Here is a 14,418-nt window from a genome sequence, read left to right on the forward strand (position 1 = left end):
ACCACGGAGTTGATGATGACCATTCCCTGTTCTGAATGCCCCCTGCGCAAAATGTCAATATTTGCGCCGATGACCACGGATGAAATCGCCTTCATGACTCGGTTCAAGGCCGGGGAACTGGCCGTTGAGGCAGGGACGCAGCTGTTGATGGAAGGGACGAACTCGCCCCAGCTTTTCACCGTTTTGTCGGGCATGGGGGTACGTTACAAGACATTGGAAGACGGCCGCCGGCAGGTTCTCAACTTTGTGCTTGCGGGCGATTTTCTTGGAATCCAGGCGGGCGTCATGGGGGAGATGCGCCATTCCGTCGATGCGACCACCGACATGCGCCTTTGCGTATTCAACCGCAGCGAAGTGTGGTCGCTGTTCAAGATGCGCCCGGAGCGCGCCTTTGATCTGACTTGGCTTGCCGCAGTCGAAGAGAATTTTCTGGGCGAGGCGCTGGCCACTGTTGGCCAGATGGATGCAACGCAAAAGATGGCCTGGGCCGTCGTGCGCCTGTTCGGGCGGGCCAAGGCGGTGGGGCTGTCTTCGGGGCTGTCCATGCCGCTGCCATATCGCCAACAGGATCTTGCAGATGCGTTGGGGCTGTCGTTGGTGCACACCAATAAAACCCTGGCCCGCTTTCGGGAACGTCAGCTTTTCAGTTGGATGGACGGCACGCTGATCGTCAACGATCTGGAGAAACTGTCACGGATCGCAGGGATCGAACACTCGGCACCGGATGTTCGCCCGCTGATATAATGTCCCCGAAAGGTCAGTCAGGCCCAAGAGGGTTGGGCAGGGGGCCGGATTGACCGGCGGCCCCTCACCGAACATGGAACGACGCGCCCGGTCCAGTTCGGCGTTCAGGAACGCCCCCAGCAACACCACATAGGCGCTGATATAAAACCACATCAGCAGGGCGATGACCGCGCCGAGGGTGCCATAGATTTCGTTGTATTTGCCAAAGTTCGTCAGATATATTGAAAATCCATAAGACGCCCCCGCCCAGATCAACATGGCCACGACTGCACCAGAGGTGAACCAATGGGGCCGGTGATCACGCCGGTTGGGGCCGAACCGATAGACCACGCTGAGGCCCAACAAAACCACGCTGAGCGCAATGGCCCAGCGGGCGGCTGACAGGGCCAGTTCGGTCAGCGGGCCGAGGGGCAGAAACAACAGGATGATCGGCACGACAACCACCGAGGCCAGCGCCACAAGCGCCACGCCGATCAGGGCCAGTGTCATCCAGAGCGCAACCAATATCTGGCGCAGGCTGGTACGGTTGCTGACCCGGTAAATCGCATTCAGCCCCCGGATCAATGCCGCAACACCCGCCCGGGTTGACCACAGCGCGGCGACGGTGGAAATCAGCGTGGCCCACCCCAGCGCACTGTTATTGGCACCGATGAGGCGGTTCACTTGAGAATCGAGGATGTTGAATGCCTGTGCGGGCATGAAATCGCGCAGCAGTTCCAGCTGGCTGTTGACGATGTTCGGGTCTGCCACCACCCCCCACAACGCGATGATGGCAGCAACAGCCGGGAAAATCGCCAGCATTCCATAAAATGCAACCCCGGCCGAGATAAGGCCGAGGTTCAATTCATCCATTCCGAAAAACACCGCCTTACCGGCCCGCCACCAGAGTCTCAGGGTCGGGTGCATGGTCGCTCCTTCGGTTTGGCTCAGGCCGTTTGACCACGCGGGCCTGCGAAAAACCAGATGATAAAGCCGATGATCGGCAGGATAAGCACAAGAAGCGCCCAAAGAACCTTGGTTCCCGTGGTCGCACGTGCATTGATGATCGAAATCAGCGCCCAAATATCCAGTATCAGTACGATCAGGCCGCCGATGCCTCCGATGTCCAACATGATTCATTCCTTGTAAATTGTGTTGGGTCAGAAACGCATGAAGACGCCGCCGGGTTCCCGGTAGCGTGGAATTGATGGCATGAGTCGTGGTATATGGCGTATCAACAGGGTGATCCGGTTTTCAGGTCCAGTGTGTCTTCGGTCTGCGCCTGGCGGTAATATGCATTGTATTTCAATATGTTAGCGGGAATTCATTAGGGATGAGACTGGGCGCGTGTTTCCGCAGGTGCCACGATTTCCCCCGGATTGCACACAAAACTTGACGACTTTGCAACCGGTTGCAATACTGCCCGCAGACACCAAAGATGGCGGCACGTCCAGGGATGAAAAGGCAGATGCTGAAATTTTCGCTCAATCATATGACGGCACCGCATATGAGCGCCGCGGCGCTGCTGGAGCTTGCGGCGCGGCTGAACTGTGCCGGGGTCGAATTTCGCAACGATTTGGCCGGGCCGTTGTTTGACGGCCAATCCCCCGGCGCCATCGCCAGGGCGGCGCAGGACGCAGGACAGCGGATTTTCGCGCTCGCAGAGGTCAAGGCATTCAACGATTTCACCGATGCAACCCGGGTTGCCGCCGAGGGGGTGATGCAAACGGCGGTTGCCTGCGGTGCCGCTGCTGTCGCGCTGATCCCACGCAACGACGGGCGGCGGCTGCGCGAACCTGAACGACGGGCCGATCTGGCCCATGCCCTGCGCGAACTGGCCCCGATGTTGAAGCGCCACGGTTTGACCGGCCTGGTCGAGCCTTTGGGCTTTGCCACCTGCAACCTGCGCTCCAAGGCAGAGCTGGTCGATACCATCGAAACCCTTGGTCTGGGCGCGTGGTTCAAGGTGGTCCACGATACGTTTCACCATCATCTGGCCGGCGAGGGCGCGATCTTTGCCGCCCAGACCGGTATTGTTCACATTTCGGGCGTGGCCGATCCAGCGCTTGCTGTGGCGCAGATGCGCGATCATCACCGTGGGTTGGTCGATGCCGACGACCGGCTTGATAATATCGGGCAGATCGCGGCGCTTTTGCGCGGCGGCTATGGCGGCCCGTTGTCGTTTGAATGTTTCGCCCCGGACATACACGCGCTGCCCGACCCGCAGGCGGCGCTGTCGCGGTCCATCGCATTTATCGAAACCCATGTCGTGCAACCTGTGGCATGATGGATTGAGGGATCACCAGACGCACCCGCGCGCGGGCGCCCCGGCATCAGAAACGACGTGCGCCGGGCACGTCAATTGGGAGGAAAACAATGAAAAAGACACTTTTGGCCATTGGCCTGACTGCGCTGATGTCGACAACGGCCATGGCCGAAAATATCGGGGTTTCCATGGCCCGTTTCGATGACAACTTTCTGACCGTTCTGCGCAACGGGATGCAGGATTATGCCACGGAACAGGGCATTGATCTTCAGGTGGAAGACGCCACCGACGATGTAGGCAAGCAGTTGAACCAGATCCAGAATTTCATCGCTTCGGGCGTTGATGCGATTATTGTCAACGCGGTTGATACATCGGCCACCGTCGCCATGTCGAACGCCGCCGCCGAGGCCGGTATTCCGCTGGTCTATGTCAACCGCGAGCCGATCAATGTTGACGACCTGCCCGATAATCAGGCCTTCGTGGCGTCCAACGAAATCGAATCCGGCACGTTGGAAGCCTTTGAAATCTGCAAGATGCTGCGCGCCCAGGGCAAGGCAGGCGGTGCCAATGTGATCGTGCTTATGGGGCAGCTTTCCAATCAGGCCGCCGTGCAGCGCACCAAGGACGTCGAAGATGTGGTGGGCATGGATATGTGCAACTTCATGAACATCGTCGAAAAGCAGACGGCGGAATGGGACCGGGTCAAGGCGCAGGATCTCATGACCAACTTCCTTTCGGGTGGTGTGGAATTTGACGCCGTGATCGCCAACAACGATGAAATGGCCATTGGCGCCATTCAGGGCATGAAAAGCGCCGGCATGGATATGGCGGAAATGCTGGTCGGGGGTGTCGATGCCACCGCCGATGCGCTGGCGGCCATGAAAGCCGGTGATCTGGACGTGACCGTGTTCCAGGATGCTGCCGGGCAAGGCGCGGGGGCTGTCGATGCGGCGATCTCTCTCTCCAATGGCGATGATGTAGACCAAAAGGTCTATATCCCCTTCAAGCTGGTCACACCGGCCAACCTTGACCAATTCATGGGCGCCAACTGATCCCATGATTGCACCGCGCCGGATGTGGCGCGGTGCAACGACACCAGATATTTTCAGACGGGGGAGACACGATGGCCGATGCAGCGACAAACGCCGACATGTTCGGCGGCGGCAAGAAAAAGCGACACTGGCCACCTGAATTCAACGCCTTGGTCGGGCTGATCGGCATCTGTATCATTTTCGAACTGCTTGGCTGGCTTTTGCGCGATCAATCGTTTCTGGGCAATGTCGTCCGTCTGAAAATCATGATCCTTCAGGTGTCGATTGTCGGCATCATCGCCATCGGCGTGACCCAGGTGATCATTCTGGGCGGGATCGACCTTTCGTCCGGCTCTGTCGTTGGGGCCACGGCCATGATCGCCATGAGCTTTGCCCAGGTGGGCACCTATGACCGGGCGGTTTTCGCATCGTTGGGCTGGGTCGATCTGCCGGTGATTGTTCCGATCGGAATCGGATTGTTATGCGGGATATTTGCGGGCCTGATAAACGGGTCGCTGATTGCCTATACCAAGATCCCGCCGTTCATCGCCACGCTGGGGATGATGGTCTCGGCGCGCGGTGTAGCGTCGTGGTGGACCAAGGGCCAGCCGGTCAGCTTTCCCACCGACAGCTTTGCCGCATTGGGCAAGGGGATGACGCCGGTTGTCCTGTTTCTCTGCATCGCGTTGCTGTTCCACCTGATCCTGAAATTCACGATCTATGGCAAACACACCTATGCCATCGGCAGCAACGAAGAAGCGGCCCGCATGTCGGGCATCAATGTCGAACGTCACAAGATGCTGGTCTATTCCATCGCCGGCATGCTGGCCGGGTTTGCCGCGCTGGTGCTGGCGGCGCGGGGGTTGACCGCGCAATCGGGCATGGGTGTCATGTATGAACTCGATGCCATCGCCATGGCGGTGATCGGCGGCGTTTCCCTGTCCGGGGGGCGTGGATCGGTTGTCGGCACCACCATCGGGATGCTGATTTTCGGCGTTATCATCTCGGGGTTCACCTTCTTGCGGCTGGATGCCTATTATCAGGACATGATCAAGGGCGCGATCATCGTCGCCGCTGTCGTGGCCGACCAATACCGTCAACGCCGTCGCGCCATGGAGTCCTGATCATGAGTGATATCATTCTGAAAACGGTCGGCCTGACCAAACATTACGGCGGTGTTCACGCCCTTGAGGGCGCGGATTTCGAAATCCGCAAGGGCGAACATGTGGCGATCATGGGTGACAACGGGGCGGGCAAATCCACCTTTGTGCGTCAGATCACGGCGGTGGAACAGCGCACCCGTGGCAAGGTGATCTTTGACGGCACCGAGGTTGATTTCTCGGGCCCGCTGGAGGCCCGCGAGGCGGGGATTGAGACTGTGTTCCAGAACCTGGCACTGGCCGATGATCTGGATGTCCCGTCCAACCTGTTTCTGGGGCGCGAGTTGCGGTTGTTCAATCTCGGGCCGTTCTCGATCATCAATTCACGCGCCATGCGCAAGGCAACGGAAGAGGGGCTGAAACGCACGGGGGTGAAAATTCCCAACCTGTCCAATTCGATCCGCAACATGTCGGGCGGGCAACGCCAATGTGTTGCCATCGCGCGCACTGCCACTTTTGCGTCGAAACTGACCATCATGGACGAACCCACAGCGGCGCTGGGGGTGCAGGAAACCGCACAGGTGGAAAACATCATCCGCACCCTCAAGGAATCGGGTGAAAGCCTGATCATCGTCAGCCACAACATGCGGCAGGTGTTCGATCTGGTGGACCGGATCGTGGTGTTCCGGCGCGGGCGGATCGTGGCCAACCTGCGGCGCGAGGAAACCGATGGGCAGGATGTGGTGGCCTATATCACCGGGGCCAAAACCGGCGCCGAATACGAAGGCGCGGCATAGCCCGAGAAGGGAGCAGCCGCGACCGCCGAGGGCCGGTTGGCCCTTGCCTGGCCCGGTGTCCGGTGTAATGACCGGGTCAGTCGCCGATTTCGATCAGAATGTTGCCGGGGCCTGCCCCGAATAAACCAGAGGGTCACATGACAGTCAGATTTGCCATTCTCGGTGCGGGTCGCATCGGTCAGGTTCACGCCAGAGCCATCGCCGCCGTTCCTGGCGCCACCCTTGTCGCCGTCGCCGACCCGATGGAAGCGGCGGCGCATCATATCCGTGATACCTTTGGCGCGGATGTGCGCAGCATCGAAACCATCGAAACGGCAGACGATATCGATGCCGTGGTGATCTGCACCCCCACCGACACCCACGCTGATCTGATCGAACGCTTTGTCACGGCCGGCAAGGCGGTGTTCTGCGAAAAGCCGGTCGATCTGTCCCTGTCCCGGGTCAAGGCCTGCCTTGCCCATGTGGACGCGGCCAAAGGCACGTTGATGGTCGGGTTTCAGCGCCGGTTCGACCCCGATTTCAACGCCCTGAAGGCGGCCATTGATCAGGGCCGGATCGGCCCGGTGGAAATGGTCACGCTCACCAGCCGCGATCCCGGCCCGCCGCCGGTGGCCTATATCAAACGCTCGGGCGGGATCTTCCGCGATATGATGATCCATGATTTCGACGTCGCCCGCTGGCTTTTGGGCGAAGAGGTAAGCCATGTGATGGCTGCCGCGTCCAACCTTGTGGACCCCGAGATCGGCGCCGCCGGGGATTTCGACAGCGCCAATGTGATCCTGACCACGGCGTCCGGCAGGCAATGCACCATCAACAACACCCGTCGCGCCACCTATGGCTATGATCAGCGGATCGAGGTTCACGGCGCCGCCGGCAGCGTCAGCGCCCAGAATACCCATACCGCAAGGATTGAGATTGCCGATGCCAACGGATATCACCGCCCGCCGCTGCTTGATTTCTTCATGTCGCGCTATACAGCGGCCTATGCCGCAGAAATAACCGCCTTTGTCGATTGCGTGACCAACGGCACGGCCCCCCACCACGGGGCGCGACGGGATGATGGCGCTGGCGCTGGCCGATGCCGCACTGCTGTCGGTGGCCGAAGGCCGCCGCGTGGCCATCGCAGAGCTGATCTGATGTTCAACTTCGATCATCCGTTCTATCGCCCGCTTTGGCGGCGGATCGTCATCGTGGTGTTCTGCTTTGGCTGGGCGATTGTGGAGTTTTCACAGGAAGCCGTCTTTTGGGGCGTGATCTTTGCGGGAATGGGCGCCCTGTGCGGCTATCACTTTTTCCTCGCCCCCCGGGACGATTGACCCTTGGCGATCACCTTGAAAGACGTGGCCGAGCGGGCGGGCGTGTCCCGTTCGGCCGTGTCGCGCACATTTACCGAGGGCGCCTCGGTCAGCGAAAAAACCCGCCAAAAGGTGAAACAGGCCGCGCGCGAACTGGGCTATAGCCCCAATGCGCTCGCCTCGTCCCTGACCACGGGGCGTACCAAACTGATCGGGCTGATCAGCAACAATTTTCACAACCCGATTTTCCTTGAGGTGTTCGATCTGTTCACCCGCGGCCTTCAGGATCGCGGGTTGCGCCCCTTCTGGTGAACCTGTCGGATGAGCGTGACCCGGAAGATTCTGTGGTTCTGCTGCGGCAATATTCGGTGGATGGGGTGATCGTCGCCTCGTCCACCCTGCCGCCCAGTTTTGCCAAATCCTTTCGCGATGCGGGTATGCCGGTCGTTCATTCCTTTGGGCGGCACGCCAGTACGCCAAAGGTGCATGTGGTGGGAATCGACAACATCGAATGTGGCCGCATGGCCGCCCGCACGCTGGTGGCACGGGGGTATCGCCGGGTGGCATTCATGGGCGGGCCGGAAACCGCCACTTCGACCCAGGATCGCCTGCGCGGCTTTGCCGAAGAAGCGGGGCAGGCGCCCGGAGTGGATTTCACCGTCACCTTTGCCGAGGATTATTCGTTCGAGGCCGGGCGCGCGGAAATGGGCCGCCTGTTGCAGGGCGATCCCGCACAGGCCTATTTCTGCGGCGATGATGTGCTGTCCATTGGCGCGCTCAGCGCGATTGAATCGGCGGGGCTGTCCTGCCCGGGCGACATCGGAATCATTGGCCTGAACGATATGGAAATGGCCCGTTGGGATAACATCAACCTGACCACGATTCACCAGCCGGTTAAACAGATCATCGCGTCGTCCATTGAACTGGTCGTTGCCATGCTGACCGACCCCGACCGTTTCCCCGAAGCGCGGCTGTTTCCCTGTCACATTGTAGAACGCGCCACCCTGCGCCCGCTTTAACGGATGCTGCGCGCGGCCAGCCAGCCCTGCCAGGCGCGGGGACTGCCGGCAAAGGCGTTCAGGTCCACCTTGCCCTCGATCCCCTGTGCCAGCCCCGTTGCGGTATATTGCCAAAAGCTCCAGCGCGCCCCGGGATAGACCGCCGAGGGATGCCCCGCGACCGAGCGCAGCCAGACTTCTTCGCCCAGTTGCCCGATGTCGTTGCGCACCCAGAATTCGGGCGTGGTATAGATGACGGGGCGCTGGCCATAATGGCGGGTGATCATATTGATGAAAATCCGCGCCTCGCGCCGCACGATGGCCGGGTCCGGGCGCAGTTGGCAGGTGGGCGAACGATGGTTCCACTCCAGATCCAGAACCGGGGGCAGGCTGCCTTTCTGGCGTGGGACATTGGCGATGAACCACCGGGCCTGAACAGCGGCAGGCGTGCAGAAATAAAAGAAATGATAGGCCCCGGGCACGACCCCTGCACGTCTGGCGCCGTCCCAATAATCGGCAAAGCGCGGGTCAAGCACATCGCCCCCCTCGGTGGCCTTGAGCCAGGCAAAATTCACCCCGCCCCGGCGCGCGACGGTCCAGTCAATGGCACCCTGCCAGCGCGACGCGTCGATGCCGTGAACCGCGTGGGCGGCGGGGCTTGCGCCATCCCATGGGTGTGGATCGGCGTCTTCAAACTGCGGGCGGGTGGGTGCTGAAAAACCGACGGTTTCGGGGGGCGCCGTACGCGGACCACCACAGGCCCACAGGGCGCAACACAGAACAAACCATACAAACCAACGCATGGGGCAACCATACCGAAAGACCGGGTTGTGATAAACGCAGGGTTTCGCCTTGGGCGATGCCCCGCCGGTCAGGCAAACCGCGCCGGCGAAAGCGCGGCAACGGCGGCAGGTTCCAGCGTCGGCGTGCGGCCATTCACCAGATCCCCCAACAGCGCCGCGGCCGCCGGCGCGGTCTGAAACCCGTACCCGCCTTGTCCGGCCATCCAGAACAGGCCTGCCTGCACCGCATCGGGGCCAATCACCAGCGCGCGGTCGGGGGCAAAGGTGCGCAGCCCGGCCCAACTGTGTTCGATCCGGGTGACCGGCTCGCGCACCATGTCCTGATAGCGCTCCACCCCCTCGGCCAGCACCATATCATCGGCCCAGGCATCCTGTGGCGGCAAAGGGTGTTCCTCGCAGGGTGAGATAAGCCAGCGCCCGGCGTCGGGTTTGGCATACCACCCGTCGTTTACCCCAATGACAAAGGGCCACCCTGTCACATCATGGCCACCGGGCGCAGCGATCACGGCCATCGACCGGCGATAAGGCTGAAGCCCGATGGGCGCCGCCCCGGCCATCTGGGCCACGCCGTCGGCCCAGGCCCCGCCGGCATTGACCAACAGGTCGGCCCCGGTTTCGCCACCGGGCCAGGTGATCCGCCAGCGCCCGTTTTCGCGGGTGATGGCGTTCACCCGGGCGCGGGTGTGGATGGTCGTGCCATTGGCCAGCGCCGCGCGGCGATAGTTCTGCACCAACAGATCGGTATCCAGATCGAAAACATCCGCGCGATACCCGGCATGGGCAACCGTATCGCGGTTGAGGATCGGAAACAGTGCCTCGGCGGCGTCAGGCGCCAGATGTTCCAACCCGAAAGAGGCGGCTTCGCTCTGGAACGACGCCTGTTGGTCGCTGCGGGCCAGCATCAGCATGCCACGCTGACGCAGGATGCCGGTGTCGTGCAGATGGGGGGCACCGGCGCGGTTCAGGGCGCGCACGGTATCGTTGCCGTAATTTTCCAGAAACAACGCCGCTGACCGCCCCGAGGCATGATAGGCCAGATGGTCTTCGGCCTCGATCAGGGTGACGGTGGCGTCGGCAGAAAGGGTTGCAGCGGCGGAAACGCCGGCGATCCCGCCGCCAATGATTGCGATGTCGCTCATGCGTCCTCCAACCGGTCTGTGGCGGGGGGCGGGGTGGGCGACAGGGCGGTGATGCGCGCATAAAGCGCGTCGTCCATGGCGAAATTCAGGGCCTCCAGCGAGGGCTGTAATTGTTCCGGGGTGCGGGCGCTGATGATCGGGGCGGTCACGCCGGGCTGGCGCGCGGCCCATGCCACGGCCAGCGTCGCCGGGCTCACGCCCAATTCACGCCCCAGATCGGACAGGGCCGAAGCGGCATCGTGCATCCAGGCCGGGCCGTAACGCGCGTTATACCGTGCATCTTCTTCCAACCGCCCCTGCGCGCCGGTCGCATATTTTCCGGTCAACAAACCACCCCCAAGGGGGGAATACGGCACCACGGCAATGTCTTCGGCCTGTGCCATGGGCAGGATTTCAACCTCGGCCTGCCGTTTGACAAGGTTATACATCGGTTGGATCATCGCGATCCGGGTGCCCAGTTGCGCGGCGACGGACTGTGCTTTCATCACCTGCCAGGCGGCAAAGTTGGACACGCCGATATGGCGGAATTTGCCCGCTTGTTGAAGCTCGGCGAGGGTTTCAAAGGTTTCTTGCAGGGGCGTGTCATCATCCCATCGGTGCAGGTACAGGATGTCGACATGGTCCATCGACAACCTGTCGAGGGATTGGGCAAAGGTGCGCTGAATGTTGGCGCGGGTCGAGGCACCCTCAAACCCGATCTTGGTGGCGATGATCAGGCTGTCACGCTCGGGCGCGGCGAATTTGCCCAGCATCTGTTCGGACGCGCCGTCGGTATAAACATAGGCCGTGTCGAAAAAGTTGATACCCGCCGCGCGGCAGGCGTCGAACATGGCGCGCGCCTGTGCCTCATCGGCCTTGCCGCCAAATTGCATGGCGCCAAAGCAGAAGGCGGACAGGGGGCTGCCGTCGGGGGAGGTGATGGGATTTTTCATGGCGCGACGGTGCCATGGGCGATGCGCGCCGACAAGGGGGCTTTGCACGGGGTTCCCCCGATGTGAAAATGGCGCGCCCGGTCAGGCGCGCCATGATTTCAGCCAAGATTTCGGGCCGTGGCCCGACAAGACCTTGAAGATCAGTTCGGGATTTCGCTTTTGATGCCTTCGACATAGAAATCCATGCTCAGCAATTCGCTGTCTTTGGCGGTTTCGCCATCGGCCAGCCAGACGCTGCCGTCCTGCTTGTTCAGCGGACCGGTAAACGGATGGTGTTCGCCCGCCGCGATCTGGTCTTTCAATGCCAGGGCTTCGGCCTTGATATCGGCCGGCACGGCATCGGAGATTTCACCGATTTTCACCATGCCGGGGCCAATGCCATCCCATGTGTCGTCGCTTTTCCAGGTGCCGTCCAGAACCGCCTGAACCCGCTCGATGTAATAGGGTGCCCAGTTGTCGATGATCGCGCTGACGCGCGGCGACGGGGCGTATTCCGCCATGTCAGAGGCCTGACCAAAGGTGATCACGTTGCCGGCCTTTTTGGCGGCGGCACTGGGCGCAGTTGAATCGGTGTGTTGCAAAATCACATCGTTGCCCTGTTCGATCAAGGCCTTGGCGGCGTCTGCCTCTTTCGCGGGATCGAACCAAGTATAGGCCCAGATGATGTTGAATTCGACATCGGGGTTCGCCTTTTTCGCATGGATATAGGCGCTGTTGATGCCGCGCAGCACCTCGGGGATGGGGAATGACGCGATATACCCGATCTTGTTGGTCTTGGTCATCCGGCCCGCGATATGGCCCAGAACAGCGCGCCCTTCATAGAAACGGGCGTTATAAATGCCAAGGTTGTCAGCGGTCTTGTACCCGGTGGCGTGTTCGAATTTCACGTTGGGGAATTTTGCCGCCACGTTGGCCGCCGGGTCCATGAAACCAAACGAGGTGGCAAAGATCAGATCGGTGCCCGACAGCGCCATCTGGGTCATCACACGTTCGGCGTCGGCGCCTTCCGGCACGCTTTCCTGATAGACGGTTTCAACCTTGTCACCGAAATGTTCGATCACTTTCAGGCGGGCCTGATCGTGTTCATAGGTATAGCCGCCATCGCCGATCGGCCCGACATAGACAAAGCCAACCTTGACCTTGTCGGTCTGGCCAAAGGCCCCGGTGGCCAGCGTTGCAAATGCGGCGGTTGCGCCCATAAGTGTTCTGCGGTTTATCATGTGTTCCCCCTGTGAACGCGGCCCCTTGATAGGGGCCAGTGGTTAATTTGCCCCTAAGACGAGGCGTGAAAGATTCGGCCCAGCATGGCCGGTGCCGCCCCTGCCGCCCCTCGGTGGCGGGCCGATATGACGACCAGCACAGCAATGGTTATCAGATACGGTGACATCGACAAGATCTCGACCGGAACAGGCAGGCCCGCCGCCTGCAGATTCAACTGCAACACGGTGATCCCGCCAAAAAGATAGGCCCCCAACAAAACCCGGCCCGGGCGCCAACTGGCAAAAACCACGATGGCCAGCGCGATCCAACCGGCGCCCGCTGTCATTCCGTCGGTCCATTGAGGCACGCGGATCAGGCTGATATAGGCGCCGCCCAACCCGGCACAGGCGCCGCCAAACGCGATGGCCATCAGGCGGATATGCACCACCTTGTACCCCAGCGCATGGGCGGCATCGTGGCTTTCGCCCACCGCCCGCAGGATCAGCCCGCCGCGGGTGAATTTCAAAAATGCCCAGACCCCGGCGACAAGCGCCAGTGAAAAATAGATCACCCAGTCATGGCTGAACAGGATCGGCCCCAGCACCGGAATGTCGCTTAGTGGCCCGAGGTCAAGCTCGGCGGTGGAGGGTGGTTTCACCCCGCGATACCCCTGTCCGACCATGGCCGAAACCCCGAGGCCGAACAGCGTAAGGGCAAGCCCCGTCGCCACCTGATTGCTGAGAAGATATTGCGTCAGCAGGCCAAAAATCATCGCCATCACCGCACCGCCAATGGCCGCGACGACAAAGCCCAGAACCGGGCTGCCGGTTTCCACGGCAATGGCAAAGCCACAGATCGCGCCGGTGATCATCATTCCTTCAACACCAAGGTTCAGAACCCCGGCCTTTTCCACCACCAGTTCGCCGATGGCGGCCAGAATAATCGGGGTCGCCGCCACCATGAGCGAAGCGATCAACAGGACTGGATCAATGGCAGAAAGGTTCATTGCGGTGATCTCCGGGCGGGGGTGGTCATTGGCCGGCACCCTTGCCGATGCGGATACGGTAATTGGTCAGGACATCGACGGCGAGCAGGAAAAACAACAGCATGCCCTGAAACGCCTGAATGGCGGCACTGGGCAGGCCCAGCATGAATTGCGCCAGTTCGCCCCCGATATAGGTCAGCGCCATAAGCAGCCCGGCCAACAGGATGCCAAAAGGATGCAGTCGCCCCAGAAAGGCGACAATAATCGCAGTGAAGCCGTATCCGATGTTGAAATCAATGCTGATCTGTCCGGCGGGGCCGGATACTTCGAACACTCCGGCCAACCCCGCCAGCGCCCCCGATATGCCCAGGCACATCAGGATCAGGCGCGCGGGTTTGACACCGGCAAACCGGGCGGCGCGGGGGCTTTGCCCCGCAAGGCGGATGTGAAACCCGGTCATGTGCCGGTTGAGCATGATATAGGCAAAGATTACCGCGATGAACGCCGCCACGACGCCCCAATGCATGCCGGTGCCTGCGATCAGTTCCGGGTTGGAGGCCGCAGGGTATTGTTGCAAATTCCGGCTGCCCGGAAAGCCGCCCCCTCGGGGTTGCGCAGGGCGCCAAGGGCGACCGAGGCCAAAAGCTGTTCGGCCACATAGACCAGCAAAAGCGAAACAAGAATTTCGTTGGTGTTGAATTTCGTGCGCAAAACGCCCGGAATCATCGCCCAGGCCCAGCCCCCCAGCGCCCCAGCCAGCACCATCAGGGGAAAGACGATCCAGCTTTCCGTCGGATAAAACGCCAGCCCCACCGCCGCGCCACAGATTGCGCCGATGATATACTGTCCTTCGGCGCCGATGTTCCACACCCCGGCGCGAAACCCCAGCGCCAACCCGGTTGCGATCAGGATCAACGGCCCGGCCTTGACCAAAAGCTGCGGTCGCGAATAGGCGGCGAATTGTTCGTTGAACAGCGGATCCCAGAATATGGTGCGGATGGCCGCCACCGGATCCTTGCCCAGCATGGCAAACATGATGCCTCCGGCGATGATCGTCAGGATCACCGCAAGAACGGGGGTGGTGGCGGTCCAGAAACGCGACGGTTCGGGGCGCTTTTCAAGCCGGATCATGGGCGGTTTCCGCTGTGG

General features: G+C 61.2%; 13 protein-coding genes and 2 pseudogenes. 7 read left to right on the forward strand and 8 right to left on the reverse strand.

Features of this window, described 5'->3' with window-relative positions:
- The first annotated feature begins 15 nt into the window (after positions 1-15).
- Entirely contained in the window at positions 16-744 is a 729-nt protein-coding gene (locus AC0L7P_RS04935; RefSeq protein ID WP_473434732.1) for a Crp/Fnr family transcriptional regulator, read from the forward strand.
- On the opposite strand, the gene AC0L7P_RS04940 is transcribed toward AC0L7P_RS04935, so the two are convergent.
- Both AC0L7P_RS04940 and AC0L7P_RS04945 read right to left on the reverse strand, forming a co-directional pair.
- A complete protein-coding gene (locus AC0L7P_RS04940; RefSeq protein ID WP_473434733.1) occupies positions 691-1,650 on the reverse strand; it encodes a YihY/virulence factor BrkB family protein in 960 nt (319 codons plus the stop codon). The two genes, AC0L7P_RS04935 and AC0L7P_RS04940, sit on opposite strands and share 54 nt — an antisense overlap.
- Positions 1,651-1,670: 20 nt before the next feature.
- Complete coding sequence (locus AC0L7P_RS04945; RefSeq protein ID WP_473434734.1) at positions 1,671-1,856, reverse strand: PLD nuclease N-terminal domain-containing protein; 186 nt, start codon at positions 1,854-1,856, stop codon at positions 1,671-1,673.
- A 335-nt stretch (positions 1,857-2,191) separates the two neighbouring features.
- Here AC0L7P_RS04945 and AC0L7P_RS04950 point away from each other — a divergent pair, with 335 nt between their 5' ends.
- From AC0L7P_RS04950 to AC0L7P_RS04975, 6 genes and pseudogenes are all read left to right on the forward strand, one after another.
- Entirely contained in the window at positions 2,192-3,010 is an 819-nt protein-coding gene (locus tag AC0L7P_RS04950) for a TIM barrel protein (RefSeq protein ID WP_473434735.1), read from the forward strand.
- Between the two features lie 89 nt (positions 3,011-3,099).
- Positions 3,100-4,041 (forward strand): sugar ABC transporter substrate-binding protein, encoded by a 942-nt coding sequence (locus AC0L7P_RS04955; protein ID WP_473434736.1) that lies wholly within the window; start codon positions 3,100-3,102, stop codon positions 4,039-4,041.
- A 71-nt stretch (positions 4,042-4,112) separates the two neighbouring features.
- On the forward strand, positions 4,113-5,144 hold the full coding sequence (locus AC0L7P_RS04960) for an ABC transporter permease (protein ID WP_473434737.1): 1,032 nt from the start codon (positions 4,113-4,115) through the stop codon (positions 5,142-5,144).
- Positions 5,144-5,917 carry an ATP-binding cassette domain-containing protein gene (locus tag AC0L7P_RS04965; RefSeq protein WP_473435399.1) on the forward strand — a complete coding sequence of 258 codons (774 nt, stop codon included), beginning with the start codon at positions 5,144-5,146 and terminating at the stop codon, positions 5,915-5,917. The genes AC0L7P_RS04960 and AC0L7P_RS04965 overlap by 1 nt, the downstream gene beginning before the upstream one ends.
- 137 nt (positions 5,918-6,054) lie before the next feature.
- Positions 6,055-7,233 carry an inositol 2-dehydrogenase gene (iolG, locus tag AC0L7P_RS04970; protein WP_473434738.1) on the forward strand — a complete coding sequence of 393 codons (1,179 nt, stop codon included), beginning with the start codon at positions 6,055-6,057 and terminating at the stop codon, positions 7,231-7,233.
- Positions 7,234-7,236: 3 nt separating this feature from the next.
- Positions 7,237-8,231, forward strand: a pseudogene (locus tag AC0L7P_RS04975) (LacI family DNA-binding transcriptional regulator).
- Here AC0L7P_RS04975 and AC0L7P_RS04980 read toward each other — a convergent pair.
- From AC0L7P_RS04980 to AC0L7P_RS05005, 6 genes and pseudogenes are all read right to left on the reverse strand, one after another.
- On the reverse strand, positions 8,228-9,013 hold the full coding sequence (locus AC0L7P_RS04980; protein WP_473434739.1) for a glycoside hydrolase family 25 protein: 786 nt from the start codon (positions 9,011-9,013) through the stop codon (positions 8,228-8,230). The pseudogene AC0L7P_RS04975 and the gene AC0L7P_RS04980 overlap by 4 nt on opposite strands.
- 68 nt (positions 9,014-9,081) lie before the next feature.
- On the reverse strand, positions 9,082-10,152 hold the full coding sequence (locus tag AC0L7P_RS04985) for an NAD(P)/FAD-dependent oxidoreductase (protein ID WP_473434740.1): 1,071 nt from the start codon (positions 10,150-10,152) through the stop codon (positions 9,082-9,084).
- Complete coding sequence (locus tag AC0L7P_RS04990; RefSeq protein ID WP_473434741.1) at positions 10,149-11,084, reverse strand: aldo/keto reductase; 936 nt, start codon at positions 11,082-11,084, stop codon at positions 10,149-10,151. Before AC0L7P_RS04990 ends, AC0L7P_RS04985 begins: the two co-directional genes overlap by 4 nt.
- A gap of 140 nt (positions 11,085-11,224) precedes the next feature.
- Positions 11,225-12,283: a BMP family ABC transporter substrate-binding protein gene (locus tag AC0L7P_RS04995; protein ID WP_473435400.1), complete on the reverse strand. Its 1,059-nt coding sequence runs from the start codon at positions 12,281-12,283 to the stop codon at positions 11,225-11,227.
- Positions 12,284-12,357: 74 nt separating this feature from the next.
- On the reverse strand, positions 12,358-13,290 hold the full coding sequence (locus tag AC0L7P_RS05000) for an ABC transporter permease (RefSeq protein ID WP_473434742.1): 933 nt from the start codon (positions 13,288-13,290) through the stop codon (positions 12,358-12,360).
- A 25-nt stretch (positions 13,291-13,315) separates the two neighbouring features.
- A pseudogene (locus AC0L7P_RS05005) lies at positions 13,316-14,400 on the reverse strand (ABC transporter permease).
- Positions 14,401-14,418: the final 18 nt, after the last annotated feature.

The sequence above is a fragment of the Oceaniglobus sp. K40-3 genome (assembly GCF_055808395.1).

Bases quoted from the DNA above. Each gene is read 5' to 3' on its own strand.
- AC0L7P_RS04955 (WP_473434736.1), top strand. From the start codon at position 3,100: ATGAAAAAGACACTTTTGGCCATTGGCCTGACTGCGCTGATGTCGACA.
- iolG (WP_473434738.1), top strand. From the start codon at position 6,055: ATGACAGTCAGATTTGCCATTCTCGGTGCGGGTCGCATCGGTCAGGTT.
- AC0L7P_RS04985 (WP_473434740.1), bottom strand. From the start codon at position 10,152: ATGAGCGACATCGCAATCATTGGCGGCGGGATCGCCGGCGTTTCCGCC.
- AC0L7P_RS04935 (WP_473434732.1), top strand. From the start codon at position 16: ATGACCATTCCCTGTTCTGAATGCCCCCTGCGCAAAATGTCAATATTT.
- AC0L7P_RS04940 (WP_473434733.1), bottom strand. From the start codon at position 1,650: ATGCACCCGACCCTGAGACTCTGGTGGCGGGCCGGTAAGGCGGTGTTT.
- AC0L7P_RS05000 (WP_473434742.1), bottom strand. From the start codon at position 13,290: ATGAACCTTTCTGCCATTGATCCAGTCCTGTTGATCGCTTCGCTCATG.
- AC0L7P_RS04980 (WP_473434739.1), bottom strand. From the start codon at position 9,013: ATGCGTTGGTTTGTATGGTTTGTTCTGTGTTGCGCCCTGTGGGCCTGT.
- AC0L7P_RS04960 (WP_473434737.1), top strand. From the start codon at position 4,113: ATGGCCGATGCAGCGACAAACGCCGACATGTTCGGCGGCGGCAAGAAA.
- AC0L7P_RS04990 (WP_473434741.1), bottom strand. From the start codon at position 11,084: ATGAAAAATCCCATCACCTCCCCCGACGGCAGCCCCCTGTCCGCCTTC.
- AC0L7P_RS04950 (WP_473434735.1), top strand. From the start codon at position 2,192: ATGCTGAAATTTTCGCTCAATCATATGACGGCACCGCATATGAGCGCC.
- AC0L7P_RS04995 (WP_473435400.1), bottom strand. From the start codon at position 12,283: ATGGGCGCAACCGCCGCATTTGCAACGCTGGCCACCGGGGCCTTTGGC.
- AC0L7P_RS04945 (WP_473434734.1), bottom strand. From the start codon at position 1,856: ATGTTGGACATCGGAGGCATCGGCGGCCTGATCGTACTGATACTGGAT.